Annotated in this window: 17 protein-coding genes and 1 tRNA gene; 12 read left to right on the forward strand and 6 right to left on the reverse strand. The window is 70.5% G+C overall.

All coding sequences use genetic code 11. From position 1 onward, the window contains the following. The first annotated feature begins 109 nt into the window (after positions 1–109). The 4 genes from CHAN_RS06980 (at position 110) to CHAN_RS06995 (ending at position 8,078) form a co-directional block, all read left to right on the forward strand. Positions 110–1,993, forward strand: coding sequence for a methylmalonyl-CoA mutase family protein (locus tag CHAN_RS06980; RefSeq protein ID WP_290287913.1), 1,884 nt, complete (start codon positions 110–112; stop codon positions 1,991–1,993). Positions 1,994–2,001: 8 nt separating this feature from the next. Continuing rightward, positions 2,002–4,275 (forward strand): methylmalonyl-CoA mutase, encoded by a 2,274-nt coding sequence (gene scpA, locus CHAN_RS06985; protein ID WP_290287915.1) that lies wholly within the window; start codon positions 2,002–2,004, stop codon positions 4,273–4,275. A gap of 262 nt (positions 4,276–4,537) precedes the next feature. Next, positions 4,538–5,659 (forward strand): methylmalonyl Co-A mutase-associated GTPase MeaB, encoded by a 1,122-nt coding sequence (meaB, locus tag CHAN_RS06990; RefSeq protein ID WP_048743609.1) that lies wholly within the window; start codon positions 4,538–4,540, stop codon positions 5,657–5,659. A 7-nt stretch (positions 5,660–5,666) separates the two neighbouring features. Continuing rightward, positions 5,667–8,078, forward strand: coding sequence for an RCC1 domain-containing protein (locus tag CHAN_RS06995; protein WP_290287922.1), 2,412 nt, complete (start codon positions 5,667–5,669; stop codon positions 8,076–8,078). 13 nt (positions 8,079–8,091) lie between these two features. On the opposite strand, the gene CHAN_RS07000 is transcribed toward CHAN_RS06995, so the two are convergent. Next, positions 8,092–9,759, reverse strand: coding sequence for an SDR family NAD(P)-dependent oxidoreductase (locus CHAN_RS07000; protein ID WP_290287924.1), 1,668 nt, complete (start codon positions 9,757–9,759; stop codon positions 8,092–8,094). A 99-nt stretch (positions 9,760–9,858) separates the two neighbouring features. Here CHAN_RS07000 and cls point away from each other — a divergent pair, with 99 nt between their 5' ends. Both cls and CHAN_RS07010 read left to right on the forward strand, forming a co-directional pair. After that, the gene (gene cls, locus CHAN_RS07005) at positions 9,859–11,340 is read left to right on the forward strand and encodes a cardiolipin synthase (protein WP_048743606.1); all 1,482 of its coding nucleotides are present in this window, start codon (positions 9,859–9,861) and stop codon (positions 11,338–11,340) included. Positions 11,341–11,372: 32 nt separating this feature from the next. Then, entirely contained in the window at positions 11,373–11,807 is a 435-nt protein-coding gene (locus tag CHAN_RS07010) for a GNAT family N-acetyltransferase (protein WP_290287929.1), read from the forward strand. 128 nt (positions 11,808–11,935) lie between these two features. On the opposite strand, the gene CHAN_RS07015 is transcribed toward CHAN_RS07010, so the two are convergent. Beyond that, positions 11,936–12,024 (reverse strand) — tRNA-Leu (locus CHAN_RS07015). A gap of 162 nt (positions 12,025–12,186) precedes the next feature. Between CHAN_RS07015 and CHAN_RS07020 the strand changes: the two genes are divergently transcribed. Continuing rightward, positions 12,187–12,726, forward strand: coding sequence for a YbhB/YbcL family Raf kinase inhibitor-like protein (locus CHAN_RS07020; RefSeq protein ID WP_082144556.1), 540 nt, complete (start codon positions 12,187–12,189; stop codon positions 12,724–12,726). A 331-nt stretch (positions 12,727–13,057) separates the two neighbouring features. Here the strand turns inward: CHAN_RS07020 and CHAN_RS07025 are convergent, their stop codons facing one another. The 3 genes from CHAN_RS07025 to CHAN_RS07035 are packed head-to-tail and all read right to left on the reverse strand — an operon-like array spanning position 13,058 to position 16,304. After that, positions 13,058–14,170, reverse strand: a complete 1,113-nt coding sequence (locus CHAN_RS07025) for a quinone-dependent dihydroorotate dehydrogenase (protein ID WP_290287935.1) — start codon at positions 14,168–14,170, stop codon at positions 13,058–13,060. Positions 14,171–14,213: 43 nt separating this feature from the next. After that, complete coding sequence (locus tag CHAN_RS07030) at positions 14,214–15,338, reverse strand: YncE family protein (RefSeq protein ID WP_290287936.1); 1,125 nt, start codon at positions 15,336–15,338, stop codon at positions 14,214–14,216. 30 nt (positions 15,339–15,368) lie between these two features. Then, the gene (locus CHAN_RS07035; protein ID WP_048743603.1) at positions 15,369–16,304 is read right to left on the reverse strand and encodes an aldo/keto reductase; all 936 of its coding nucleotides are present in this window, start codon (positions 16,302–16,304) and stop codon (positions 15,369–15,371) included. A 166-nt stretch (positions 16,305–16,470) separates the two neighbouring features. Between CHAN_RS07035 and CHAN_RS07040 the strand changes: the two genes are divergently transcribed. From CHAN_RS07040 to CHAN_RS07060, 5 genes are all read left to right on the forward strand, one after another. Beyond that, positions 16,471–17,298 carry an undecaprenyl-diphosphate phosphatase gene (locus CHAN_RS07040; RefSeq protein WP_290293398.1) on the forward strand — a complete coding sequence of 276 codons (828 nt, stop codon included), beginning with the start codon at positions 16,471–16,473 and terminating at the stop codon, positions 17,296–17,298. A gap of 10 nt (positions 17,299–17,308) precedes the next feature. Further along, positions 17,309–18,616, forward strand: a complete 1,308-nt coding sequence (gene mshC, locus CHAN_RS07045) for a cysteine--1-D-myo-inosityl 2-amino-2-deoxy-alpha-D-glucopyranoside ligase (RefSeq protein ID WP_290287939.1) — start codon at positions 17,309–17,311, stop codon at positions 18,614–18,616. Between the two features lie 72 nt (positions 18,617–18,688). Further along, entirely contained in the window at positions 18,689–19,075 is a 387-nt protein-coding gene (locus CHAN_RS07050; protein ID WP_048743598.1) for a hypothetical protein, read from the forward strand. Positions 19,076–19,186: 111 nt separating this feature from the next. Then, entirely contained in the window at positions 19,187–22,831 is a 3,645-nt protein-coding gene (gene metH / locus CHAN_RS07055) for a methionine synthase (protein ID WP_290287941.1), read from the forward strand. A 211-nt stretch (positions 22,832–23,042) separates the two neighbouring features. After that, positions 23,043–24,986 (forward strand): heavy metal translocating P-type ATPase, encoded by a 1,944-nt coding sequence (locus CHAN_RS07060; RefSeq protein ID WP_290287943.1) that lies wholly within the window; start codon positions 23,043–23,045, stop codon positions 24,984–24,986. Between the two features lie 575 nt (positions 24,987–25,561). On the opposite strand, the gene CHAN_RS07065 is transcribed toward CHAN_RS07060, so the two are convergent. Further along, the gene (locus tag CHAN_RS07065) at positions 25,562–26,611 is read right to left on the reverse strand and encodes an App1 family protein phosphatidate phosphatase (protein WP_290287946.1); all 1,050 of its coding nucleotides are present in this window, start codon (positions 26,609–26,611) and stop codon (positions 25,562–25,564) included. Positions 26,612–26,628 lie beyond the last annotated feature (17 nt).

A 26,628-nucleotide genomic window follows, 5' to 3' on the forward strand; every position in this document is an offset into this window, starting at 1 on the left:
CCGTCCATTCCCGGACCGACCGACCACTCCGCACGGCTTTTCCGAGGCCGCCCCGGGGGAGGCCGGGGCCGGGTTTGGGGCGCATGACAAGCAAGGGAGAAGGTCCGCCGTGACTGACCGAACGGCCCCCAATGCCTCAGGGACCCCGCTTCCGCCCGACTTCGAGGAACAGCAAGCCTCGTGGCACAAGGCAGTCGCCGGGGTATTCGCCCGGGTGCGGAAGCAAGACGTCGCCGACGTTCCGTTGGACGTCTGGAAGAAGCTCAACACCACCACGTACGACGGAGTGGAAGTCCGCCCGCTGTACACCCGGGCGGATGATCTGGCGGAGGCCCCGGCCCCCGGCCAGTTCCCGTTCACCCGCGGCGCGCGCCTGCGCGGCGCCGACGACGCGGGCTGGGGTGTGCGCGAGACCTTCGGGCGCACCGGCAGCGGTTCCGCCGCCGAGGTCAGCAAGGCGCTTCTCGACGCCCTGACCAACGGCACGTCCGCCGTTCGCCTGGATCTGCGCAACGGGCTGTCCGCCGCGGACCTGCCCGCGCTGCTGAAGGGCGTGTACCTGGATCTCGCACCGATCGCGGTCGAGGCCGGGGACGACGTCGCAGAGGCCGCCGAGGCGCTGCTCGCGCTCGTCGACGCCGCGGACCTGAAGGACCCGGAAGCGGTCGACATCGAGCTGTCCGCCGCCCCGCTGACCAGCCAGTACACCGGCGCCGCCGAGGTTTCGCTGGAGAAGGCCGTGGAGATGGCCGTCGCCAACGCCAAGCGTTCCGGCAGCGTCCGCACCCTGCTGGTCGACGGCGTCGCCTTCGCCAACATGGGTGCCACCGACGCCCAGGAGATCGGCTACGCGCTGGCCGTCGGCGTCGCGTACCTGCGCGCCCTCACCGGCGCGGGCCTGAGCACCGAGGAGGCCCTGGACCAGATCTCCTTCCGGTACTCGGCCACCGACGACCAGTTCAACACCATCGCGAAGTTCCGCGCCGCCCGCACCCTGTGGGCCCGCGTCGCGGAGGTCGCCGGCGCCCCCGGCCACGGTTCCGCGCCGAACCACGCCGTCACCGCGCCGGTGATGTTCTCGCAGCGCGACCCGTGGGTGAACATGCTCCGCGTCACCGTCGCGGCGTTCGCCGCCGGCGTCGGCGGTGCGACCACCGTCGAGGTGCTGCCCTTCGACAACGCCATCCACGGCGGCCAGCCGGGCGTCTCCCGCACCTTCGCCGCCCGCATCGCGCGCAACACCAACCTGCTGCTCCTGGAGGAGTCGCACCTCGGCTTCGTCGCCGACCCCGCCGGCGGCTCCTACTTCGTGGAGGAGCTGACCGACGAGATCGCCGACCGCGCGTGGAAGATCTTCACCGACGTCGAGTCCTACGGCGGCATCGAAACCGCCTACGACCACGTCCGCGAGAACATCGACGCCGCGTACGAGCAGCGCCGCGCCGACATCGCCCACCGCCGCACCAAGATCACCGCGATCAACGAGTTCCCGAACCTGGCCGAGGCCCCGCTGCCCGCGGAGGCCCGCCCGGTCAACGAGCGCGTCCGCCGCTGGGCCGCCGACTTCGAGGCGCTGCGCAACCGCTCCGACGACTTCCTCGCCGAGCAGGGCCGCCGCCCGCAGATCGCGATGCTGCCGCTGGGCCCACTGGCCAAGCACAACATCCGCACCGGCTTCACCGCCAACCTGCTCGCCTCCGGCGGCATCGAGGCCCTCAACCCGGGCCAGGTCGTGCCGGGCGAGGCGTCCTTCGACGAGGCCGCCAAGTCCGCCCCGATCGTCGTGCTGTGCGGCGCCGACGGCGAATACGCCGCCTCCGGCGCTGACGCCGTGAAGGCCGCCCGCGCGGCCGGCGCCTCCGAGGTGCTCGTCGCCGGTCCGGAGAAGATCTTCGCCGACGCCGAGGGCGATGCCCGCCCGGACGGCTACCTGACCATGAACATCGACGCCGTCGCGGAGCTCTCGCGGCTGCTGGACTCCCTGGGAGCGTGAACGGACCAATGACCACCATCCCCAGTTTCGCGGACGTGCCGCGGACCGGCGAGGACGCCGCCCCGGCCGCCGACGGGCAGCCCGGCGCCGCAACCGAGACCTGGACCATCCCCGAGGGCATCGACGTCAAGCGCGTCTACGACCGCGCCGATCGCGAGGCCGCGGCCGCCGAGGGCCACCCCGTGGACTCGTTCCCGGGCCTGGCCCCGTTCATGCGCGGGCCGTACCCGACCATGTACACCAACCAGCCGTGGACGATCCGCCAGTACGCGGGCTTCTCCACCGCCGCCGAGTCCAACGCGTTCTACCGCCGCAACCTCGCGGCCGGCCAGAAGGGCCTGTCGGTCGCGTTCGACCTGGCCACGCACCGCGGCTACGACTCGGACAACCCGCGCGTCACCGGCGACGTCGGCATGGCCGGCGTGGCCATCGACTCGATCTACGACATGCGCCAGCTGTTCGACAGCATCGACCTCGGCGGCGTGTCCGTGTCCATGACCATGAACGGCGCGATCCTGCCGGTGATGGCGATGTACATCGTCGCCGCCGAGGAGCAGGGCGTGCCCCCGGAGGAGCTGCGCGGCACCGTGCAGAACGACATCCTCAAGGAGTTCATGGTCCGCAACACGTACATCTACCCGCCGAAGCCGTCGATGCGGATCATCTCTTCCATCTTCGAGTACACCTCGCTGAAGATGCCGAAGTTCAACTCGATCTCCATCTCCGGCTACCACATCCAGGAAGCCGGCGCGACGGCCGACCTGGAGCTGGCGTACACGCTGGCCGACGGCGTCGAGTACATCCGCGCCGGCCTGGACGCCGGCCTGGACATCGACAAGTTCGCCCCGCGCCTGTCGTTCTTCTGGGGCATCTCCATGAACACCTTCACGGAGATCGCCAAGCTGCGCGCCGGCCGCATCCTGTGGGCCGAACTGGTGAACAAGTTCGACCCGAAGAGCCCGAAGTCCCGGTCGCTGCGCACCCACTCGCAGACCTCCGGCTGGTCGCTGACCGCCCAGGACGTCTACAACAACGTGGCGCGCACCGCGATCGAGGCGATGGCGGCGACCCAGGGCCACACCCAGTCGCTGCACACCAACGCGCTGGACGAGGCCCTGGCCCTGCCGACCGACTTCTCGGCCCGCATCGCCCGAAACACCCAGCTGCTGCTGCAGCAGGAGTCGAACACGGTCCGCCCGGTCGACCCGTGGGCCGGCTCGTACTACATCGAGTGGCTGACCAACGAGCTGGTCAAGCGCGCGCGCCAGCACATCGAGGAGGTCGAGGAGGCCGGCGGCATGGCCGAGGCCACCGTCGAGGGCATCCCGAAGCTGCGCATCGAGGAGTCCGCGGCCCGCACCCAGGCCCGCATCGACTCCGGCCGCCAGGCGCTCATCGGCGTCAACAAGTACCAGGTCGAAGAGGACGAGGAGATCGAGGTCCTCAAGGTCGAGAACTCCCGCGTCCGCCAGGAGCAGAACGAGAAGCTCCAGCGCCTGCGCGCCGAGCGCGACGAGGAGAAGACCCAGGCCGCGCTGCGCGCCCTCACCGAGGCGTGCCGCAACCCCGGCGAGCCGGGCGACCTGGACAAGAACCTGCTGAAGCTGGCCGTGGACTGCGCCCGCGCCATGGCCTCCATCGGCGAGATCTCCGACGCCATGGAGGAGGTCTTCGGCCGCCACCAGGCCGAGATCCGCACGCTGTCCGGCGTGTACAAGGACGAGGTGGGCAAGGAGGGCACCGTGTCCAACGTCGCGAAGGCCATCGCCATGGCCGACGAGTTCGAGGCCGAGGAAGGCCGCCGCCCGCGCATCTTCCTGGCGAAGATGGGCCAGGACGGCCACGACCGCGGCCAGAAGGTCGTCGCCTCCGCGTACGCCGACCTGGGCATGGACGTCGACGTGGGACCGCTGTTCCAGACGCCGGAGGAGGCCGCCAAGTCCGCGGTCGACGCCGACGTCCACGTCGTGGGCGTGTCCTCGCTGGCCGCCGGCCACCTGACCCTGGTGCCGGAGCTGCGCGCCGAGCTGGCCAAGCTGGGCCGCGAAGACATCATGGTCGTCGTCGGCGGCGTCATCCCGCCGGGCGACTTCCAGGAGCTCTACGACGCCGGCGCCGCGGCGATCTACCCGCCGGGCACCGTCATCGCCGACGCGGCAATCGACATGATCGGCAAGCTGGCCGCCGATCTCGGCCTGGAGCTGAAGTCCGGCTCCGCCGAGGACGTCGACGCCGGCGATGCCGAGGGCGCCTACGGCGGCGTCGAGGACGCCGAGGAGTAGACGGCGCTCGCCCGGGCGGTGGCCGTCGGAAAGCGACCGCCGCCCGCGCGCGGCCAAAGCGCGTGCGCGAGCCGGGCCCGGGGTGCCGCCACGGCACCCGCGGCCCCCGGCCCGTCCCGCGCACCGCGTCCGCGTGCGACGCCGGCCACCGGTGACCCTCCCTCGACCCGTGGGAGGGGACCCGGTGGCCGTTGTCGCAGGTGGATGACCCGAGCCCGGCAGGGCCCGGAGCTTCGCATCGATTTCGGTCTAAGAAGGGGACATGACGGGCTTTCTCGAGGACAACCTTGGCACGCTCAACACCACTGCCGGCACGGTGGTGGAGGGCCGCACCGCGGTGGCGCCGGAAAAGGTGCGCAGGGCGCGGCGCCGCATCGACGTCGACGAGCTTTTCGACGGCGTGCGCGCCGGAAACCGGACCACCCTCGCGCGGGCCATCACCCTGCTCGAATCCACCGCGCCCGCCCACCGGGTGCTGGCGCAGGAACTGCTGGTCAAGCTCCTGCCGTTCTCCGGCGACGCGATGCGCGTGGGCCTGACCGGCGTGCCGGGCGTGGGCAAGTCCACGACGATCGAGACGCTGGGCATGCACCTCATCGAAAAGGGGCACAAGGTCGCGGTGCTGGCCATCGACCCGTCGTCGACGAAGACGGGCGGGTCGATCCTGGGCGACAAGACCCGCATGGCCAAGCTGTCGGCGGCCGACGAGGCGTTCATCCGGCCATCGCCGTCGGCGGGCACCCTCGGCGGCGTGGCCAAGGCGACCCGCGAGTCGATGGTGGTGCTGGAGGCCGCGGGCTTCGACGTCGTCATCGTCGAAACCGTCGGCGTGGGCCAGTCCGAGGTCGCGGTGGCCCAGATGGTCGACTGTTTCGCGTTCCTGGCGCTGGCCGGCGCGGGCGATCAGCTGCAGGGCATCAAGAAGGGCGTGCTGGAGATGGCGGACGTCATCTCCATCAACAAGGCCGACGGGGCGAATCTGAAGCCGGCCAAGCGCGCCGCCCGGGACCTGTCCACCGCGATGAAGATGGTCCGCGCCAAGGACGCCATCTGGACCCCGCCGGTGCTGACCATGTCGGCGCTGGAGAACGACGGCATCGAGAAGTTCTGGGCGGCGATCGAGAAGCACCGCGAGACGATGATCGAGGCCGGCCTGTTCTCGCGCAACCGCTCCGACCAGCAGGTCAAGTGGATGTGGTCGATGGTCCACGAGACGCTGCTGCAGCGCCTCGCCGACGATGAGGCGGTGCGCGAGGCGCAGGACCTGGTCGAATCGCAGCTGCGCGACGGGCAGATCACCCCGACGCTGGGCGCGGAGCGGATCATCGAGGCCTTCGACGGCGGCCGCCCCGGCACGTCGCGCGACGTCGACGCGGGGAAGTAGGCGCGCCATGACCCGGCGGCTGGCGCTGGACATCGGCGCGACGACGGTGACCGCGCGCCACCGCAATGCGCACGGCGGCAGGTCGACGGTGCTTTTCGACGGCTCGCCGTCGGTTCCCGCGGCGGTGTGCTTCGAGGGGAAGGGCGCCTGCGCCGGCCGGGCGGCGGTGGCGGCGGGGGCGGGGGATCCGACCTCCTTCGCCGGTTCGCCGCTGACGGCGGTGCTGGACGGCCGGCTGCGCTACGGGGGAGTCGACCGGGATCCGGCGGAGCTGATCATGCCGGTGCTGTCGCTGGTTTTGGGGCACGCGCAGGACATCGACCCGGAACCGCCGGAACAGATCGCGTGCGTGGTGCCGCTGGGCGCGTCCGGGCGTCTGCGGAAACCGATGACCATGGCGGCGACGTCGCTGGGGCTGCCCGAGCCGTTTCTGATCCCGGAGCCGGTGGCCGCGGTGCTGCACGCCACGGGCGGGCAGGGGCTGCCGCCGGGGAGCACGGGCGTCGTCATCGACGCGGGCGGCAGTTCGATGGAGGTCACCGTCCTGCGGGGCACGGAATCCGGCGCGCCGGAGATCGTGGCCGACCGCTCCGACCGCTCGCTCGGCGGCGATGACGTCGACGCGCGGATCATGGCGTGGCTGGGCGCGGCCCTGGAGCGGGAGAATCCCGGTTTGGCGTCGGCCCTGCGCGCGGAAACCAACCGCACGCTGCTCGCGGCGCTGCACCAGGAGGTGCGCCGGGCCAAGGAGGAGCTGTCGCGGTTCCCGGAAACCGACATCGCGGTGACCACGCTCACCGGCCACGGAACGGTGCGCATCACCCGCGGCGACCTCACTCGCATCCTCGCGGACTGGTCGGCACGGGCCCGCGCCCTGGCGTCGGCGACGCTGACGGCCGCGGGGTTGCCCGCCGATGGGTCGATCGGATGCTTCATCATCGGCGGCGGTGCATCGCTGCCGACGCTGCCCGCCGCGCTCGCACCGGTCGGCCGCCTGACCCTGGCCCACGAACCGCTCACGGCGGCGGCCGATGGAGCGCTCCTCGCAGATGACGCGGTCCTCGCCGAGATCGCGGCGATGGACGAGGTTCCGCGGCGGCCCGTCGCAAAGCCCGAGGCCACGCCCGTTGAGCCGCGGGACACGCCGCCGCCGGCGCATCCCATGACGCAGGAGGCGCCGCAGGCGCCCGGGATGACGGCCCCGCCCGCCGCACCGGTGTTCCGGGGCGCCGCAGTCGACCGGCCGCGCCCCGCTTCGCCCTTCGCGGGTGCGGTGGGCCATCGCCCGCCGGTGCGGGGCACGGGGGCCGCGTCGCCGTATGGGGCCATCGAGATGCCCGCTCGATTCTCGAAGATCTGGCCGGGCACGACGCACATCGCCGCGGAGGCCGCCGACGGCACGATGTGGCAGTGGGGCGACCTGCCGCGCCTGTATTTCGGGGGCAAGCCACGCGCCCCGCAACCGGTCCACGGCGTCGTCGGCCCCGTGCAATCGGGGGCGTCGGGCGCGTCGTTCACCGTCATCGTCGACGCCCGGGGGCGGATGATCGCGTGGGGCTCCTGCGACATGAACCAGATCGGCGTGGAGAGGTCCCCGATCCCGAAGGACGCACCGGTGCGGCCGATCATTCCCGCGCCGGTCACCGCCGTCAGCTGCGGGACGTCCCACTCGCTGGCCGTCACCGAAGACGGGCACGTGCTGGCGTGGGGCGCGCCCATGGGCGGGCGGCTCGGCTACATGGACGCACTGGACCTCGCCCCGCAGGTGCCCCAACCGGTGACGCACACCGTCTGCGACATCGTCGGGGTGGCGGCCGGGCGCAACCACTCCCTGGCCCTCGACGAAAACGGCGATCTGTGGGGGTGGGGCAACGACAACCGCGGGCAGATCAGCGGCACGCCGGGCCTCGGTTCGCTTCACCCGATGCGGCTGCCCACTGCGGTGGCGTTCACGGGCATCGTCGCCGGCAAGGACATCACGCTGGCCCTCGACGCCGACGGCGGGGTGTGGTCCTGGGGCCGCAACGACCGCGGGCAGTTGGGCCTCGGCGGTCCGGCGACGCGGTCGGGCGCGGGACGGGTCGGGCTGCCGGGGCCGGCCGTGCGCATCTTCGCCGGCCACGGTCACGCGGGCGCGGTGCTTGCCGACGGTGCGCTGTTCGTCTGGGGCTCGAACAACCACGGACAGCTCGGGTTCCCGGGCGCCAACCGCAGCTTCACGTCGGTGCCCCGGCCCGTGGTCATGCCCGGCGGCGCGCGCGTCGCGGATGCGGGCGGCGGCGACGGCTACACGGCCTGCCTGACCGTCGACGGCGCGGTGTTCACGTGGGGCAACGGCTTCCACGGGGTCGACGGCGGGGGCAGCCGAGGGCGGGACAACCCCACGCCCACGCGGCCGGCGGGCTCGCGCGCCGGCTGATCGCGGACGCGGCCTACCAGTTCGACGGTTCGTAATCCTTGAGGAAGACGCCCGAGTACTCCGGGCCGCCGGTCTCGCCGGCGACGATGGGGTGGTAGACCCGCGCGGCTCCGTCGATGAGGTCCAACGGAGCGTGGAACCCTTCCTTGGCCAGCCGCTCCTTGGTCACGTGGGGGCGCTCGTCGGTGATCCAGCCGGTGTCCACGGCGGTCATGAGGATCCCGTGTTCGCGCAGTTCGCTTGACGACGTCCTGGTCAACATGTTCAGAGCGGCCTTCGCCATGTTGGTGTGCGGATGTCCGGGGCCCTTGTAGCCGCGGCCGAAGACGCCTTCCATGGCGGAGACGTTGACCACGTACTTGCGCGGGAACGTCGACGCCTCCATGGCCGGGCGGAGCCTGTTGACCAGGATGAACGGCGCGACGGAGTTGCACAGCTGCACCTCGAGCAGCTCTACGGGGTCGACCTGGCCGACGGTGGCCACCCACGAATTGTGGGCGACGAGGTCGGGGATGAGGCCGCCGGCGTCGACGGCGGTCCCTTCGGCGACCCGCTCCAGCGACGCCGAACCGCCGGTCAGCGCGGCGGACACGAGCGCGTCTGCGGCGGCGGAGTCGGTGCGGATGGAATGCGCGGCATCGTCGGGGGAGAGGGCGCCGGCCGACTGATCGGGGGACGGCGCGCCGGCCACGGCATCGGGCGAACCGGTGGAACCGGGGGAGACGGCCCCGGGCAGCCCGCCGGAGATCGCGGCGCCGGCGGCCCCGGTGAGCTGGCCGGGGTGGATGGCGGTGGTCGAGCCGAGGCTGACCCAATCGACGGACTCGCTCAGCTGCGCGTCCAACGGCGCGGCCTCCCCGTCGACGAGCCCCGAGCACGCGCCCGCCGAGCGCCGCACCGTCTGGGCTGCGTTGTTGATGAGGATGTCCAGCGGACCGGCGGCCGCCACTTCATCCGCGAGACGCACGACCTGCGCCGGATCGCGCAAGTCGATGCCGATGACCCGCAGGCGGTGGAGCCACTCCGCCGAGTCCTCCTGCGCGGCGAAACGGCGCACGGCGTCCTTGGGGAAGCGGGTGGTGACGGTCAGGTGGGCGCCGTCGCGAAGCAGCCGCAGAGCGATGTGCATGCCGATCTTCGCCCGACCGCCGGTCAACAGCGCCCGGCGGCCCGTGAGGTCGCAGCGGGCATCGCGCCACCGGCGGTTCTCGTCGGCGCACTCCGGGCACAGCTGATGGTGGAAACGATCGACCAGGGTGAACGGCTTCTTGCAGATGTAGCAGTTCTGCGACTTGATCAGCCGGCCCGCGAAACGGGAAGGATCCACCGGGCGGCCGTCGACCGTCTCCGGCAGCGAACCGGCGGGCAGCTCCCGCGCGGGCTTGAGGTCCAGCCCCAGGGTCTCGTCGTCGATGCGGTCGGCGCTGCCGGTGGCCGTGGCCTCGATGACCGCCCGATCGGCGGCCAGCCGCTTATCGCGGGCCGCGCGCCGCCGATTGCGCTTGACCTCCTTGAACAGCCGGCCCACGGCGCGCTGCAGCGTCACCGAATCCGGATGCTCCGGATAGAGCCGCCCGCCGGCGTCGAGCACCCGCAGGCACGTCGCCAGATCCTCCGGGGAGATCCGATCCCCGGCGCCCGCCGCCTCCGCGGTCCCGCGATCCTGCGCACCCTGATCCATTCCACGCCTCTCCGAAGTGTTGCCCCAACCGGGGCATCGTAGCCGTCGGCAAGCGAGTTCGGAAAAGCGGGATCCCGCCGGACACGTAGACTTTCCCGCATGGATTGGCTCACGAACTTCTTCACCGACATCTCGTGGTGGCAGGCGTCAATCCTCATCGTCGATTACGTGATCAAGTTCATCGCCATCGGCGTCATCCCCGAGAACCGCAGCCCGTCGTCTTCGACCGCCTGGCTCCTGGTGATCATGCTGCTGCCCGTCATCGGTCTGCCGCTGTTCCTGCTGCTCGGCTCGCAGACGATCACCGGGCGGCGCAACCGCATCCAGGCGATGGCCAACGAACTCATCGTCGAAAGAACCAAGGACCTGCCCGACGTGCCCGCCGGCGTCCGGCTCGACGGGTATTCCGCCACGACCATCCGGCTGTCGCGCAGGCTCACCGGCATCCCGTCGGTCACCGCCGTCGACCACGGCATCCACACCGACTACCAGGCCACCATCGACCGGATGATCGAGGTCATCGACCAGGCCCGCAACACCGTCCACGTGCAGATGTACATCTTCGCCCTCGACTCGGTCACCGAGCGGTTCGTGCGGGCGCTCGAGCGCGCCCACGAGCGGGGAGTGGCCGTGAAGGTGCTCATCGACCCCATCGGCTCGTACAAGTACCGCGGCTACCGGAAACTGAAGAAGCGCCTCGCCCGCAACGGCATCCCCTGGCACCCGATGCTGCCCGTCAGCCTGGTGAAGCTGACCTTCCGCCGCCTGGACCTGCGCAACCACCGCAAGATCGTGACCATCGACGGCCAGGTCGCGTTCATGGGCTCGCTGAACATGATCGAGCCCGAATACCAGCGCAAGAAGCACCACCGCATCGGCCGGCAGTGGGTGGACACCATGATCGAGGTGTCCGGCGACGTCGCGCGGCACCTCGACGCCGTCTTCGCCATCGACTGGACCAGCGAGGAATACGACCCGCCGGACGAGCAGCCGGTTCTGGAGCGCGCGCCGTACAGTTCGTCGGAGCGCGGCAACCTGGTGCAGATCCTCCCGTCCGGGCCCGGTTACACCACCATGCCGAACCTGCGCGTGTTCAACGACATGATCTACGCCGCCACCGAGCGGCTGATCGTGGTCAGCCCGTACTTCGTGCCCGACGAGTCGATGCTCGTGGCCATCACCTCCGCCGCGTACTCGGGGGTGCGCGTGGAGCTCTACGTCAACGAGAAGTCCGACCAGTTCATGGTCGGGCACGCCCAGCAGTCCTATTATCAGGCGCTTCTCGACGCCGGCGTGATCATCTACCGCTACCCGGCGCCGAAGATCCTGCATTCGAAGTTCATGGTCGTCGACGACGACATCGCCGTGTTCGGGTCGTCCAACATGGACATGCGGTCGTTCGGCCTCAACTACGAGATCTCCATGATCGCCACCAACGGGTCGATCGTGCCGCGCCTGGTGGAGATCGCCGACGAGTACCGCGCCGTGTCGTCGGTGCTCACCCCTGAGCAGTGGGAGAAGCGGCCGTGGGGCCAGCGGTACCTGGACAGCGTGTTCCGCCTGACGTCGGCGCTGGTGTAGGTGCCGGCGCAGGACGGCGCGGAAAGGGAGCGATGGACATCCGATTCGACGGCGAGCTGTCCGGGGCCGAACTGGACTCGGTTCTCGATGTGCTGCGGCGCGACGTCTACTGGGGCAGGTGGCGTTCGCGGGATCAGATCCGGGCGCAGTTCGAATCCGCGTGGAAGGTGTTGGCGGCACACGACGCGAATACCGGGGAGTTGCTCGGGGCGGGCAGGATTTCGTCGGACGGCATCAGCTACGGGTACATCGCCGACGTCTTCGTTTTCCCCGAGCACCGGGGCCGGGGCGTGGGCGGTGGTCTCATCGCCCACGCGGTGAACAATCCCGACGCCGCAGATTTCCGGTGGATGCTCCATACGGCGGATGCCCACGGGCTCTACGCCCGCTTCGGTTTCGTCGCCCATGGCCCGACGTACATGGAGCGGCCCAGCCGCCACGAGTCCCCGCCGCCGAAGCAGCGGTAAACGAGCCGTTCCGGGAATGACGGGGTCACTTGCCGGGACGATGGACCGTCGCAAAGCAAACGCGGAGCGGACCCGACACGAAAGCGGGCCCCGACCATTTCGGTCGGGGCCCGCCTCGCGTATTGCTCTGGTGTCCGGAGGGGGACTTGAACCCCCACGTCCGTTAATAGGACACTAGCACCTCAAGCTAGCGCGTCTGCCATTCCGCCACCCGGACAAGGTGGTGTTCACGCGGTGTCCCGCGCTGACTCCCGATAATTTACCCCACGGCCCGGGGGCCGCCAAATCCGCAGGTAGGCGGCAAATCCCACGGTTGTAAGAAGCTTTGCGACGCCCACCGTCATGGCACGCGCCCACGCCATTGGGCACACTGGACGCCATGAGCACACCGACGAATTTCCCCGGTCCCGACCCGTACGCCCCGCTGAAGGATCTGCCGACGTTCGAGCTGACGTCGCCGGACATCGCCGACGGTGAGGCACTCGACGAGAAGTTCCGCGCCCCGCAGAGCGTTTCGCCCGAGCTGAACTGGTCCGGGCTGCCGGAGGGCACCAAGTCCATCGCCGTGACCTGCTACGACCCGGACGCCCCGACCGCCGCGGGCTTCTGGCACTGGGCGGCGTTCAACATCCCCGCCGACGTGACCGGACTGAAGCAGGGCGCGAGCACCGAGGACGGCTCCGACCTGCCCGAGGGCACCATCCAGCTGAACAACGACGCTGGCCAGCGCGCCCACTTCGGCGCCGCCCCGCCGGCCAACCACGCGCCGCACCGCTACATGTACGCCGTGCACGCGGTTGACGTGGAGAAGCTCGACGTGCCCGAAGGCGCCACGCCGACCGTGCTGGGCTTCAACCTGTACTTCCACTCGATTGCGCGGGCGATCATCACCCCGTGGTGGGAGAACAAGGGGGAGTAGGCCGCCGGCCCGGTCTGCTGCGGCCGCTGCGGCGCCCACCCCTCACAGATGCGCCAGTTACAGGCAGATGCGCCGGCTCCCGGCTGGTGCGTGCGTCTGCTGCGGACGCTGCGACGCCCATCCCTCACAGATGCGCCCGTTACATGCAGATGCGCCCGTTGCAACGGGTGTATATGCCTGCAACGGGCGCATCTGCGTTTGAGGGCAGGGCTTTGAGGCGTGAGTGAGGCGTGAGTGAGGCGTAGGCGAATCGTCGGTGCCCGTCGGCGTGGGGCGTTGGTGCCGAGCGGGGCGGGGGAGACGCCAAACGCCTACAGGGGCGGCACGTGGTTCAGGCGCCGGACACTTCTCGCCAGGGCAGTCCCGAGCCGATGGCATCCGCGATCGAATCAAGCCCATGGCGCCGGATCTGCGTCGCCAGCCCCAGGTGGATGTCCCGGATCCAATCGGGGCCGCCGTAAATCAGCGGGGTGTAGCCCTGCAGGAGGGTGGCGCCGGCGGTGATGCGCTCCCACGCCTGCTCCGGCGTCTCGATGCCGCCGACGCTGATCAGCGTCAGCTTCCCTCCGACGTGCCCGTGCAGCAGGCGCAGCACCTCCAGCGCGCGGGCGGCGACGGGCGCGCCGGACACCCCGCCGGCGCCCATCTTCTTCACGATCGACGCCGGCGTCTTCAATCCCTCGCGCGAGATGGTCGTGTTCGTGGCCACGATGCCCGCCAGCCCCAGCTCGACGGCGAGGTCGGCGACGGCGAGGACGTCGTCGTCGGAAAGATCCGGCGCGATCTTGACCAGCACCGGAGACGTGGTCTCCGCCTGCACGGCGGCGAGGATCGGCCGCAGGGTCTCCACCGCCTGCAGGTCGCGCAGGCCCGGGGTGTTGGGCGAGGACACGTTGACCACCACGTAGTCGGCCAAATCGCCGAGCTTGCGAGCGGAATCGCGGTAATCGTCGACGGCGCCGTCCAGCGGGACGACCTTGGTCTTGCCCAGGTTCACGCCGATGACGCCGTCGCCCCGGCGATCGCGCAGATTCGCGGCGACCATGTCGGCGCCGGGGTTGTTGAAGCCCATCCGGTTGAGGATCGCCCGATCCTCCTTCAGCCGGAACAGCCGCGGCTCCGGGTTGCCCGGCTGCGGCTGCGCGGTCACGGTGCCCAGCTCGGCGTAGCCGAAGCCCAGGTCCGCCCAGCAATCGGCGGCGGTGGCGGCCTTGTCGAAACCGGCCGCGAGCCCCAAGGGGCGGGGGAAGTCGACGCCGAACACGGTCTGCCGCAGCACGGGGTCATCGACGACGAGCAGCCGCGCGATCGCCCGGCGCACCTTCGGGGCGCGCTGGAGCCGTGCCAGCCAGTCGTTCATCATCACGTGGATGCGCTCCGGCGGGAGCTGGAACATCGCCTTCAGGGAAGCCTGGTACGCGGCGGTGCGGATGGGATGAGACACGGGTGCTCCTCGGGCCCTCGATCTACTGGCGACAAACGGGAGATTACTCGCCGTCGCCGGCACCCGCGGGCAAGCGGTTCTCCGGCTCGCGCGGCTTCATCAGCTTGCGCTCGGCATCCAGGTCCGCCTTGCCCTCTTCGAGGGCCTTGCCGACGTCGCCGGCCGTGAGATGCTGGGCGCCCGCGCCGGTCGCCGAATACGCCACGAGACCGCCGTCCCGGGTGATGGCGAGCGCTTGGGCGTCGGCGATGAGCGGCAGTTGCGCCGCCTTGAGGGCCGTGCCCGAGGAGATGTCGTAGGCAGTCAGCACGCCGTCGACGGTGGAGGTCACCCACACGAGCTTCCGCGCGGAATCGACGGCCACGGCCCACGGGCCCTTCGGCACCGGGGTGGAGTTGTGCAGGCGGACGACGTCGCCGGCGGTGTAGATCAGCAGCTGGCCGCCCTTGACGTCGACGGCCGCGATGGTGCCGTCCTCGCCCACCGCGGCGGGGCCGACGCCGATGCCCGCGCGCAGGCCGGAGCCGCGGCGGGATTCGTCGAGGATGATCTCGTGGACCGAGGTCTCCGGGCGGTTGACCTCGAGGAGCACCGCCGATTCGCGGGTCGACGGCACGGACAGCAGCTGGGAACCGTGGCGCGAGACCGGGAAGTCGTCGGCGTGCTCGCCGTCGGCGCCGAAGACGTCGACCCGGTCGGAGTCGCTCCTGTGACCGACGATGCGCCCGTCGGAAAGCCCGACCGCCGCGGAATACGCGGTGCCGCGGCCGATGACCGCGGTGGCCGACCCGTCCGCGGCCAGCACGTGGATGCCGTCCGGGCAGGGCAGCACCGCGACGTTGCCGGCGGGGGCGAGGTCGCCGCAGGCCGCGTCGACTTCGCTGACCTTCATGGCGGGCTTGTCGGGGGTGCCGGACAGGATCTCCGACCCGGCGCGCAGCAGGATGCGGTCGCCGAGGACCAGCGCACCGGTGACGTTCTTGTCCAGCTTCGCCACAGTGCCGGCCGGATCCGCGGCGGGAGCTCCGGCCGCGGGCGCCGGCGTCGCGTTGCCCATGCCCTCGACCACCTCGCCCTCGGTGTCGGAACCGCACGCCGCCAGCGGGATGGCGAGGGCGGCGATGCCGGCGATGGCAACGGACATGCGGATGCGGGAGTTGCTGCTCACGCTTGCCGACGGTACCACCCGGGGTTTCGGCTACAACGACACGTCGTCGAGCGCGTCGCAGATGGCGCCAGGCAACACCAGCTCGTCCGCGGCGAGCAGCTCGCGCAGCTGGGCCCTCGTGCGCGCGCCCATGAGCACCGACGTCACCCCCGGCCGGTCGCGGGTCCAGGCCAGGGCCGCCGCCGGGGGAGACACGCCCAGGCCCTCGGCCGCGGTGCACAGCGCGCCGACGACGGTGACGCCGTGGGGGTCGAGGTAGTCCTGCACCTCGGCGTCGGCGTGCTCGGAGGCGCCGCGGGAATCCTCCGGGATCGAGTCGCGGTACTTGCCGGTGAGCACGCCCTGCGCCAGCGGCGCCCCGGCGATGAAGCCGACGCCCAGGTGCTCGGCGGCGGGCAGCAGTTCGTGCTCCGGTCCGCGCTGCAGGAGGCTGAACTCGTGCTGGGCGACGACGGGCCGGATGCGCCCGGCGGCCGCATGCGTCACCGCCAACTGCCAGCCGGTGTATCCGCGCACCCCGGCGTAGCGGACGCGGCCGGAGCGCACGGCGAACTCCATCGCGTCGGCGACTTCCTCCGGCGGCGTCGACGCGTCCCAGTACCCGGCCGACCAGATGTCCACGTGGTCGACGCCGAGGCGTTCCAGCAGCGCATCCAGATCCGCTTGCAGCGCCCGCCGCGAGCAGTCCACGCGGCGCCCCACGGGCCGGCCGGGGTCCACGCCCGACGCCGCCGACAGCACGACCTCGCCGCGCAATCCCCGCCGCCGCAGCACGGAACCGAGCATGTCCTCCGGCGACCCCGAACCGGTCACTGGCGTGGCGTCGACCAGCGTGCCCCCGGCGTCGACGAAGTCGCCGAGGATCTTCGCCGCCTCATCCCGGCCCGTCCCCGCACCCCACGTGGCGGTGCCCAGCCCGAGGGTCGACACCCTCAGCCCACTCGCTCCCAAAAGTCGTCGTCGCACGCCACCAGTCTACGTGGCGGCCGCACCCGATCCCGCACCCCGAACGGGGCGGGCGCGGGCGTCGCAAAGCATGCTTGCCCGATCGGCCCGGCGGGGGAGTAGCCTGTCCGCCGTGACTTCTTCCCCCCTCTTCCTCGCGGCCGCCGACGCCGCCGGCACGTCCGACATGACGTGGGCCCAGACCATCGTCCTGGCGATCGTCCAGGGGCTCACCGAGTTCCTGCCCGTGAGCTCCTCCGGCCACCTGCGCATCGTCTCGCAGCTGTTCTGGGGAGCCGACGCCGGCGCGTCCTTCACCGCCGTGATCCAGCTGGGCACCGAGGCGGCGGTGCTGGTGTTCTTCGCCAAGGACATCTGGACCATCCTCACCGGCTGGTTCCGCGGGCTGTTCGACAAGGAGGCCCGCGGGTTCGACTACCGCATGGGCTGGATGGTCATCGTCGGCACGCTGCCGATCGCGATCATCGGCTACCTGGGCAAGGACCTCATCCGCGAGGGCCTGCGCAACCTGTGGATCACCGCCGCCGTGCTGGTGCTGTTCTCCTTCGTGTTCATCGCGGCGGAGCGCTTCTCGCGGCGCGACCGCTCCTACGACGAGCTGACCATGCGCGACGCGATCATCATGGGTTTCGCCCAGTGCCTGGCGCTGATCCCCGGCGTCTCCCGCTCCGGCGGCACGATTTCCGCGGGCCTGTTCCTGAACCTCGACCGCGAGGTCGCCACCCGCTTCAGCTTCCTGCTGGCCATCCCGGCGGTGCTGGCGTCGGGCCTGTTCTCGCTTCCCGACGCCTTCGCCCCCTCCTCCGGGCAGGCCGCGTCCGGCGCCCAGCTGCTGGTGGGCACGGCGATCGCGTTCGTCATCGGCTACGCCGCCATCGCGTGGCTGCTGAAGTTCGTGGCCAACCACTCCTTCGCCTGGTTCGCGGCGTACCGCATCCCGGTGGGCATCCTGGTGATGATCCTCCTGGGCGTCGGCGTCATGCAGCCGATGTAAGGTTTCCGGCATGCACTCGTGGCCCATCCCGTCCGTTCCGACCGTCCCCGGCGACGCCGTTCCGTTGGCGTTGCACGACACCGCGGATGGCGAGCCGAAGCCGGTGACCCCGGGGCGGGTCGCCACGATGTACGTCTGCGGCATCACGCCGTACGACGCCACGCACCTGGGGCACGCGGCGACGTATCTGACGTTCGACCTGATCCACCGGGTGCTGCTGGACAACGGCCACGAGGTCCACTATGTCCAGAACATCACCGACGTCGACGACCCGCTGTTCGAGCGCGCCGAGCGCGACGGCGTGGATTGGCGCGAGCTGGGGCAGTCGCAGATCGACCTGTTCCGCTCCGACATGGAGAACCTGTCGGTGATCCCGCCGCGCGACTACGTCGGCGCGATCGAGAGCGTCGGCGAGGTGGTCGAGATGGTCGGCCGCCTGCTGGAGGCCGGCGCGGCGTACCAGCTTGACGACGAATACCCCGACATCTACTTCGACCGCACCGCCACGGCGACGTTCGGGTACGAGTCCAACTACGACGAGGCGACCATGGCCGAGCTCTTCGCCGAGCGAGGCGGGGACCCCGATCGCCCGGGCAAGCGCGACCCCATGGACGCGCTGCTGTGGCGCGCCGAGCGGGAGGGCGAGCCGGCGTGGGACGCGCCGTTCGGCCGGGGCCGCCCGGGCTGGCACATCGAGTGCTCGGCCATCGCCGTCAACCGCCTGGGCACCGGCTTCGACATCCAGGGCGGCGGCAGCGACCTGGCGTTCCCGCACCATGAGTTCTCGGCCGCCCACGCGGAGGCCGCGACCGGCTGCGCCCGCATGGCCGGCCATTACGTCCACTCCGGGATGATCGCGCTGGACGGCGTGAAGATGTCCAAGTCCCTGGGCAACCTCGTCTTCGTGTCCAAGCTCGTCGCCGCCGGCACCGATCCTTCGGCGATCCGCCTGGGCGTCTTCGCGGGCCACTACCGCTCCGACCGGGATTGGTCGGACGAGGTGCTCGCCGAGGCGAACGAGCGGCTGGCGCGCTGGCGCCGGGCGGCTTTTGCGGCGTCGGCCGATTCCGGGGCCGGCGCCGCGCAGGATGCGACCGTGCAGGTCATCGCCGCGATCCGCGAGGCGCTGTCCGACGACCTCGACACCCCGCGCGCGCTGGCCGCGGTCGACGAGTGGGCCGATGGCGTGCTCGAGGGCCGCGATGACTCGGACGGGCGCGAGGGCGAGAGCGGCGACTCAGGCACCGCCACCCGGTTCTCCGGCGCGGGCGCCGATGTGGCCGCGGCCCTCGACGCCCTGCTCGGCGTGAAGCTCTGATCGCACCGGCGCGAGTGCCCCCGCCGCATCGCGCGGCGAGCGGAACCGTCGGCGCGCGGGCATGATTGGCGCATGATTCGCGACACCTTCCAGCCGCAGCTCGACGAGATCATCGGCGACCTCGAGTCCTACGCCACCGGTTCCTACCTCACGGACGGGGAACGCGCGGACTGGATCGAGCCCTACGACGCTTCCGCGGTCACCGAGGTCCGCGACGCCGCCGAGCGCTACTTCGACGCCCTCGACGCGCTGTCCTCCCAGAGCGAGCCGGCGTCGCAGGAGGCGCTGCTGGAAGCCACCGAGCGGGTCACCGCCGACCTCAACGCCATCAACGAACGGCACGACTACGCGGTGCTGGAAACCGAGGAGCGAGAGTCCCTCGTCCCGCTGCTCATGAACGCGGCGCACGCGGCCGGTCTCGACGAGGAGCACTACGACCTCCCGAACCGCGAGTTCTAGCCCGCGGCACCTTCTTTGCCCGACGACGGACCGCGGTGAGGCGAGCCGTCGTCAAGCATGGGCACCACCCGAGACCTGGTTGACGGGCACAACAGACTAAGGTGTCTACTCATGGTCGATCACGTGGATTCCCCGTTCCTCACCGCGCTGCGCGAGCGCGTCCTCATCGGCGACGGCGCGATGGGCACCCAGCTGCAGTCCTTCGATCTCGACGTCGACGAGGACTTCCTCGGCCTCGAGGGGTGCAACGAGATCCTCAACGACACCCGCCCGGACATCCTCGAGACGATCCACCGCCGCTACTTCGAAGCCGGCGCCGACCTCGTCGAAACCAACACCTTCGGCTGCAACCTGCCGAACCTGGCGGACTACGACATCGAGGACCGCATCCGCGAACTCGCCGAGAAGGGCACCGCCATCGCCCGCCGCGTCGCCGATGAAATGGGCCCCGGCCGCGACGGCATGCCCCGCTTCGTCGCCGGCTCGATCGGCCCCGGCACCAAACTGCCGTCGCTCGGCCACGCGCCCTACGCCACGCTGCGCGACGCCTACGTCGAATGCGGCCTGGGCATGCTCGACGGCGGCGCCGACGTCTTCCTCATCGAGACCTGCCAGGACCTGCTGCAGACCCGCGCCGCCGTCAACGGCGTCAAGGAAGCCATGCGGCAGCTGGGCAAGCGCATCCCGATCATCGTCCACGTCACCGTCGAAACCACCGGCACCATGCTGATGGGCTCCGAAATCGGCGCGGCGCTGACCGCGCTCGAGCCGCTGGGCATCGACATGATCGGCCTGAACTGCGCCACCGGCCCGGACGAGATGAGCGAGCACCTGCGCTACCTGTCCAAGAACTCGTCGATCCCCGTGTCCGTCATGCCCAACGCCGGCCTGCCCGTGCTGGGCAAGAACGGCGCGACCTACCCGCTGACCGCCCCCGAGCTGGCCACCGCGCTGCGCGGATTCGTCGAGGACTACGGCCTGTCCATGGTCGGCGGCTGCTGCGGCACCACCCCCGAGCACATCTCCGAGGTCCGCGACGCCGTCATCGGCGCCGGCGACTGGGCCGACCGCGGCGCCGCCGTGCGCGCCGACCGCGACCCCAACCCCGGCGACGACGTCGCATCGCTGTACTCCACCATGCCGCTGACGCAGGACACAGGCATCACCATGGTCGGCGAACGCACCAACGCGAACGGCTCCAAGGCCTTCCGCGAGGCGATGCTCGCCGCCGACTGGGAGAAGTGCCTGAACATCGCCCGCGGCCAGGTCACCGACGGCGCCCACATGATCGACCTGTGCGTCGACTACGTCGGCCGCGACGGCCGGGAGGACATGGCCACCCTGGCGTCGCAGGTGGCCACCTCCGTGACCCTGCCGGTCATGCTCGACTCCACCGAGCCCGACGTGCTGCGCGTCGGCTTGGAGCACCTCGGTGGCCGCAGCGCCCTGAACTCGGTGAACTTCGAGGACGGCGACGGCCCCGGGTCGCGCTACCACCGCATCATGGAGCTCGCCGTCGAGCACGGCGCCACGGTCGTCGCCCTGGCCATCGACGAGGAGGGGCAGGCACGCACCAAGGAGAAGAAGGTCGAGATCGCCGAGCGCCTCATCGCCGACATCACCGGCACGTGGGGGCTGCGCGAACAGGACATCATCGTCGACTGCCTGACCTTCCCCATCTCGACCGGCCAGGAAGAGACCCGCCGCGACGGCATCGAGACCATCGAGGCGATCCGCGAGCTGAAGAAGCGCCACCCGCGGGTCCACACGACGCTGGGCCTGTCGAACATCTCCTTCGGCCTCAACCCGGCCGCCCGCCAGGTGCTCAACTCGGTGTTCCTCAACGAGTGCATCGAGGCCGGCCTGGACTCGGCGATCGCGCACAGCTCGAAGATCCTGCCCATGAACCGCATCGACGAGCGCCAGCGCGAGGTCGCCCTGGACATGGTCTACGACCGCCGCCGCGGCGACGACCACCCGGACGGCTCCTACGACCCGCTGCAGACGTTCATGGAGCTGTTCGAGGGCGTCTCCGCCGCCGACGCGAAGGACGCGCGCGCCGAGAAGCTCGCCGCCATGCCGCTGTTCGACCGCCTGGCGCAGCGCATCATCGACGGCGAGCGCACCGGGATCGAGACCGATCTCGACGAGGGCATGAAGGAGAAGGACCCGCTGGCGATCGTCAACGAGGACCTGCTGCGCGGCATGCAGACCGTCGGCGAGCTGTTCGGCTCCGGACAGATGCAGCTGCCCTTCGTGCTCCAGTCCGCGGAGACGATGAAGGCCGCCGTGGCGTACCTCGAGGGATTCATGGACGCCGAGGATTCCACCGGGTCGAAGGGCACGATGGTCATCGGCACGGTCAAGGGCGACGTCCACGACATCGGCAAGAACCTGGTCGAAATCATCCTGTCCAACAATGGCTACAACGTGGTGAACATCGGCATCAAGCAGCCGATCGCGAACTTCCTGTCCGCCGCCCAGGAGTCGGAAGCCGACGTCATCGGCATGTCCGGCCTGCTGGTGAAGTCGACCGTCGTTATGAAGGACAACCTGGAGGAGCTCAACGCCTCCGGCGTCGCGGAGCGCTTCCCGGTGCTGCTCGGCGGCGCGGCGCTGACCCGCACGTACGTCGAAAACGACCTGGACGAGATCTACCAGGGCGACGTCCACTACGCCCGCGACGCGTTCGAGGGCCTGCGTCTGATGGACGAGATCATGGCCATCAAGCGCGGCACCGGCCCGGCGCCCGATTCCCCGGAGGCCATCGCCGCGGCGGAGGCCAAGGCGAAGCGCAAGGAGCGCCACGAGCGGTCGAAGCGCATCGCCGCCGAGCGCGCCGCGAAGGCCGCGGCCGAGGCCATCGAGGTGCCGGAGCGTTCCGACGTCGCGGAGGACGTGCCGGTGGCGACGCCGCCGTTCTGGGGCACGCGCATCGTCAAGGGCGTGGCGCTCGACGATTACCTGACCACGCTCGACGAGCGCGCCCTGTTCATGGGGCAGTGGGGCCTGCGCGGCACCCGCGGCGAGGACGGCCCGTCGTACGAGGACCTGGTCGAGTCCGAGGGCCGGCCGCGCCTGCGCGCGTGGCTGCAGCGCCTGCGCGCCGACCACATCCTCCAGCACGCGGCCGTGGTCTACGGCTACTTCCCGGCGGTGTCGGAGGGGGAGAAGGTGCACATCCTGCCCCTGCCGGCCGACGGCGAGGAGCCGGACCCGACCGCCGAGCCGGTGGTGACGTTCGAGTTCCCGCGCCAGCAGCGCGGCCGCTTCCTGTCGATCCCGGACTTCATCCGCTCGCGGGAGCGGGCGATCGAGGCCGGGCAGGTCGACGTCATGCCGTTCCAGCTGGTGACCATGGGCCAGCCGATCGCGGACTTCGCCAACGAGATCTACGCGGCCAACGAGTACCGCGATTACCTGGAGGTCCACGGCATCGGCGTGCAGCTGACCGAGGCGCTGGCGGAGTTCTGGCACCAGCGCATCCGTTCGGAGCTGGCGTTCTCGGACGGCACCACCGCCGCCAGCGACGACTCGGACGACACCCGCGACTTCTTCGACCTGAAGTACCGCGGCGCCCGCTACTCGTTCGGTTACGGCTCGTGCCCGGACCTGGAGTCGCGCCGCGGCCTGGTCGAGCTGCTGCAGCCGGAGCGCATCGGCGTGGAGCTGTCGGAGGAGCTGCAGCTGCACCCCGAGCAGTCCACCGACGCGTTCGTGCTCTACCACCCGGAGGCGAAGTACTTCAACGTGTAGGTGCCGTGCCCGCGGGCTGCGCGCGGGTGCTTCGCGCACCCGGGGCGTGCGCCTGCTTCGCGCACCCGCTTTGCGACGGCCCTCCGGCCCGTGCAGCCCGCGCACCTGCTTTGCGACGGCCCGCCGAACCATGAGGTAAGCCACGGTTGCGGCTCGGTGGGCAGCCCGTACTTCCTGGTCACGGCCGGTTCTTTCGTCCACAATGGGGGACATGGGCACAAAATCGGGGACATTGGCGCCGGTCGACGGCGCCCCGGCCGGATCACCGACGGCGGGGCAGGCGTTGCGCGGTTTCGCTTCCTCGCGGGACGGGGCGCTGGCGCTGGGCACGCTGGCGGCCATCGCCATTCACCTGGTGCTGAAGTTCGCCGTCGGGCTGGAGAGCTGGGCGGCGGACTGGCCGTTGGTGGTGATGGTGGTCATCGGCGGCATCCCGTTGACCATCGACGTGATCAAGGGGGCCATCGAGGCCCGCGGCGGCGCGGACATGCTCGCCGCGGTCTCCATCATTTCCGCGGTGTTGCTGGGGGAGTGGCTGGTCGCGGCGATCATCGTGCTCATGCTCTCCGGCGGCGAGGCGCTGGAGGAGGCGGCGTCCAAGCGCGCCTCGGCCACCCTCGACGCGCTGGCCAAGCGCAGCCCCTCGGTGGCGCACAGGTTGCGCGGCGCGACCATCGCCGACGGAGTCGAGGACATCCACGCCGATGACGCCGAGGTCGGCGACCTGCTCATGGTCCTGCCGCATGAGCTGTGCCCGGTCGACGGCGAGGTCGTCGACGGCGACGGCTCCATGGACGAGTCGTACCTGACGGGCGAGCCCTACGTGGTGAAGAAGTCGAAGGGTTCGGCGGTCATTTCCGGCGCGGTCAACGGCGAAACCGCGCTGACCGTGCGGGCCGATAAGGTCGCCGGCGATTCCCGATACGCGAAAATCGTCGGCGTGCTGCGCGAGGCGGAACAGAACCGGCCGCCGATGCGCCGCATGGCCGATCGCCTGGGCGGCTGGTACACGCTGGTGGCCCTGGTGCTCGGCGCCATCGGCTGGATCATTTCGGGCGATCCGACGCGTTTCCTGGCCGTCGTGGTCATCGCAACGCCGTGCCCGCTGCTCATCGGCGTGCCGGTGGCCATCATCGGCGCGATTTCGTTGTCCGCGAAGCGGGGCATCATCATCAAGAACCCCGCGATGCTCGAGGACGTCGGCCGCGTGCAGACCGTCATGTTCGACAAGACCGGCACGCTGACCTACGGCCGGCCGGTGGTGACGGAGGTGTCGACGGCGCCCGGACTCGACCGGGACGACGTGATGGCGGCCGCGGCGGCCGTCGAAAAGTACTCGAAGCACCCGCTGGCCACCGCAATCGTCGACGATGCCGACGCGCGCGGCTTGGAGCTGCCGCCGGTGGAGTCGGTGTCGGAAAAACCCGGTCAGGGCCTGGTAGGCGTCGTCGGCGGCCGCGAGCTGCGCCTGACCAACCGCAAGGGCCTCGCGGACATCGACCCCGGTTCGGTGCCGCTGCTGCCCGAGCGCGCCCTGGGCATGGAGACGATCGTCCTGCTTGACGACGCCTACGCCGCAACCGTCACCTTCCGGGATGAGCCGAGGGGGTCCGCGTCGGAATTCGTGGCGCACCTGCCGCGCCACCACGGGGTGCGGAAGATGATGATCATCTCCGGCGACCGAGAGGCCGAGGTCCGCCGCCTGGCGGAACAGGTCGGCATCGAGGAAGTCCACGGCGGCGTGAGCCCCGAAGGCAAGCTGGAGATCGTGCGTGAGCGCACCAAGTTGGGGCCGACGCTGTTCCTCGGCGACGGCATCAATGACGCGCCGGCGATGACTGCGGCGTCGGCCGGCGTGGCGTTCGGCGCGACGTCGGACGTCACCGCCGAGGCCGCGGATGCGGTGGTGCTGGACTCTTCGCTCGAGCGGCTCGATGATCTGCTCCACATCGGCGCGCGGATGCGGCGGATCGCGCTGCAGTCGGTGATCGGCGGCATGGGCCTGTCGATCCTGGGCATGATCCTGGCGGTGTTCGGCCTGCTCACGCCGATCATGGGAGCGGTGGCGCAGGAGATCATCGACATCGTGGCCATCGCCAATGCCGCGCGCGTGGCGATGGTGCGCGGGGGATTGAGCGACTTCGACCGGAAGTAGGGCCGCTTAATCGCCCGCGGCACCTGCACCGGCCGGTGGCGCGTGATGGGCACCTGCACGCGGAGCCCGGAACGCCGGCGAAAACTGCATCGGCCGTAGGGCCGTAAAAGGGCCCGCGGCACCTGCACCGGGCGCGGCAGCCGCTCAAGCACTCTCAGGGACTTATAGCGAGGAGTCCCGTTTCCCCAGGTCAGGGCGTGGCCGTCGCTGTTCTTTGGCGAGGGGCCGGCTTGGATTCGCGGATAAGCGCCCATCTATTCAATACCGGCGTTTTCGCGCGGTCGGCAGCGGTCACCAGACCGCCGAAGTTGAAGGATCGGGGCCCGAAAAGTTCAACTAGGCAGCTTTCGCGTGGCAATTCGGCGCGCGAAATCGCCGGTGTTGAATTCTCGCGGTGAATCGCAGCATCAAGCTCCGCAGTTGAGTAACGGCGCCGAGCTCTAGCCTCGATTTCCGACTTTGAGTCGGGGCAACCGGAGGGGCACACTCACTTTCCGGGAGAGCACCAAGCCGGCGGAACGCGGAGCGACGACCAAGACGCAAAGAGCTTTCCGGCAGCCCCCGCTATCGCCGGGCTATCCCTCGGCCTCTCCCTGGCCGGCCCGGCCCGACACCTGCGGGAACGGCTTGGCGCGGAACTCGCGCAGCAGCTCGTGGCCGTCGGCGCCCTGGATCACCGGCGCACCGTGGCCGTCGTCGGTGGCGATCTTCTCCAGCGGGTTCGCCGTGCCGTGCGACAGCACGTGCTCGCTGGCGGACAGCTGCCGGATGGCGACGCCGGCGACGCGGTCGGGATGCTCGAACACCGCCTCGCCGTAGATCAGCGGATCATGCTGGCCGTCGTCGCCGACGAGGATCCAGTTGATGTCGGGGAAGTCGATGAAGAGGTTCCTCAACTGGACCTTCTTGTGCTCCTGCCCGGACCGGAACAGGCCGGTCGGAGTTGGCCCCCAATCGGTGAGCAACATCGGCCCGTCGGGAAGCCCGTTGACGTCGAGGAACGTCTGCAGCGTCTCGAAGGTGTTCCAGGCACCCGTGGACAGGTAGATGACCGGGGCGCCGGGATGCTCGGCCAGCAGCTCGCGGTAGAACTCGGCCATGCCGGGCACGGGTTTGCGGGTGTTGGTGTGGCGCACCCACGAATTCCAGGCGGCCAGCGCGGCGCGGGGCAGCCACGTGACCATGACGGTGTCGTCGATGTCGGAGACCAGCCCAATGCGCGCGGATGGCTCCACGATGAGGACCCGTGCCGTGATGGGGCGGGCGTCGCGGGCCTCGATGACGACGTCGTTCCACCCCGGGCGCAGACCGTGGTCGAGGACGAGGACGTCGATGTAGCCGTTGTCGTCGGTCCGCGAGTGGACCACCTTGTCGCCGACGCGCACGGTCACCGGGTGACCGCCGACCTGCGTGGTGATGAACTGCCGCCACCCGCGCTGGATCTGCGTCTCCGGCTCCGAATACGGGTCCTCCATGAGCACGCGGCCGAGGACATGCACGCGATCCGCCGAGCCGTAACCGGAGAAGCCCTTGATGGCGGGCTTCCATCCCTTGGCGGTCTTGCGCTGCCTCCCCACCCGGTTGATCATTCGTTCCATCTTGCGCGCGACGTCGGAGAGGGCCATGGGGATGAGGGTACCGC

Origin of the sequence: Corynebacterium hansenii, from assembly GCF_030408795.1 — a bacterium.
In the GTDB taxonomy this organism is placed as follows: Bacteria; Actinomycetota; Actinomycetes; order Mycobacteriales; family Mycobacteriaceae; genus Corynebacterium; species Corynebacterium hansenii.

What these genes read in the sequence shown, in the direction of transcription:
- scpA (WP_290287915.1), top strand. Translation starts at nt 2,002, where the DNA reads ATGACCACCATCCCCAGTTTCGCGGACGTGCCGCGGACCGGCGAGGAC.
- meaB (WP_048743609.1), top strand. Translation starts at nt 4,538, where the DNA reads ATGACGGGCTTTCTCGAGGACAACCTTGGCACGCTCAACACCACTGCC.
- CHAN_RS06995 (WP_290287922.1), top strand. Translation starts at nt 5,667, where the DNA reads ATGACCCGGCGGCTGGCGCTGGACATCGGCGCGACGACGGTGACCGCG.
- CHAN_RS07000 (WP_290287924.1), bottom strand. Translation starts at nt 9,759, where the DNA reads ATGGATCAGGGTGCGCAGGATCGCGGGACCGCGGAGGCGGCGGGCGCC.
- cls (WP_048743606.1), top strand. Translation starts at nt 9,859, where the DNA reads ATGGATTGGCTCACGAACTTCTTCACCGACATCTCGTGGTGGCAGGCG.
- CHAN_RS07010 (WP_290287929.1), top strand. Translation starts at nt 11,373, where the DNA reads ATGGACATCCGATTCGACGGCGAGCTGTCCGGGGCCGAACTGGACTCG.
- CHAN_RS07020 (WP_082144556.1), top strand. Translation starts at nt 12,187, where the DNA reads ATGAGCACACCGACGAATTTCCCCGGTCCCGACCCGTACGCCCCGCTG.
- CHAN_RS07040 (WP_290293398.1), top strand. Translation starts at nt 16,471, where the DNA reads ATGACGTGGGCCCAGACCATCGTCCTGGCGATCGTCCAGGGGCTCACC.
- mshC (WP_290287939.1), top strand. Translation starts at nt 17,309, where the DNA reads ATGCACTCGTGGCCCATCCCGTCCGTTCCGACCGTCCCCGGCGACGCC.
- CHAN_RS07050 (WP_048743598.1), top strand. Translation starts at nt 18,689, where the DNA reads ATGATTCGCGACACCTTCCAGCCGCAGCTCGACGAGATCATCGGCGAC.
- metH (WP_290287941.1), top strand. Translation starts at nt 19,187, where the DNA reads ATGGTCGATCACGTGGATTCCCCGTTCCTCACCGCGCTGCGCGAGCGC.
- CHAN_RS07060 (WP_290287943.1), top strand. Translation starts at nt 23,043, where the DNA reads ATGGGCACAAAATCGGGGACATTGGCGCCGGTCGACGGCGCCCCGGCC.
- CHAN_RS07065 (WP_290287946.1), bottom strand. Translation starts at nt 26,611, where the DNA reads ATGGCCCTCTCCGACGTCGCGCGCAAGATGGAACGAATGATCAACCGG.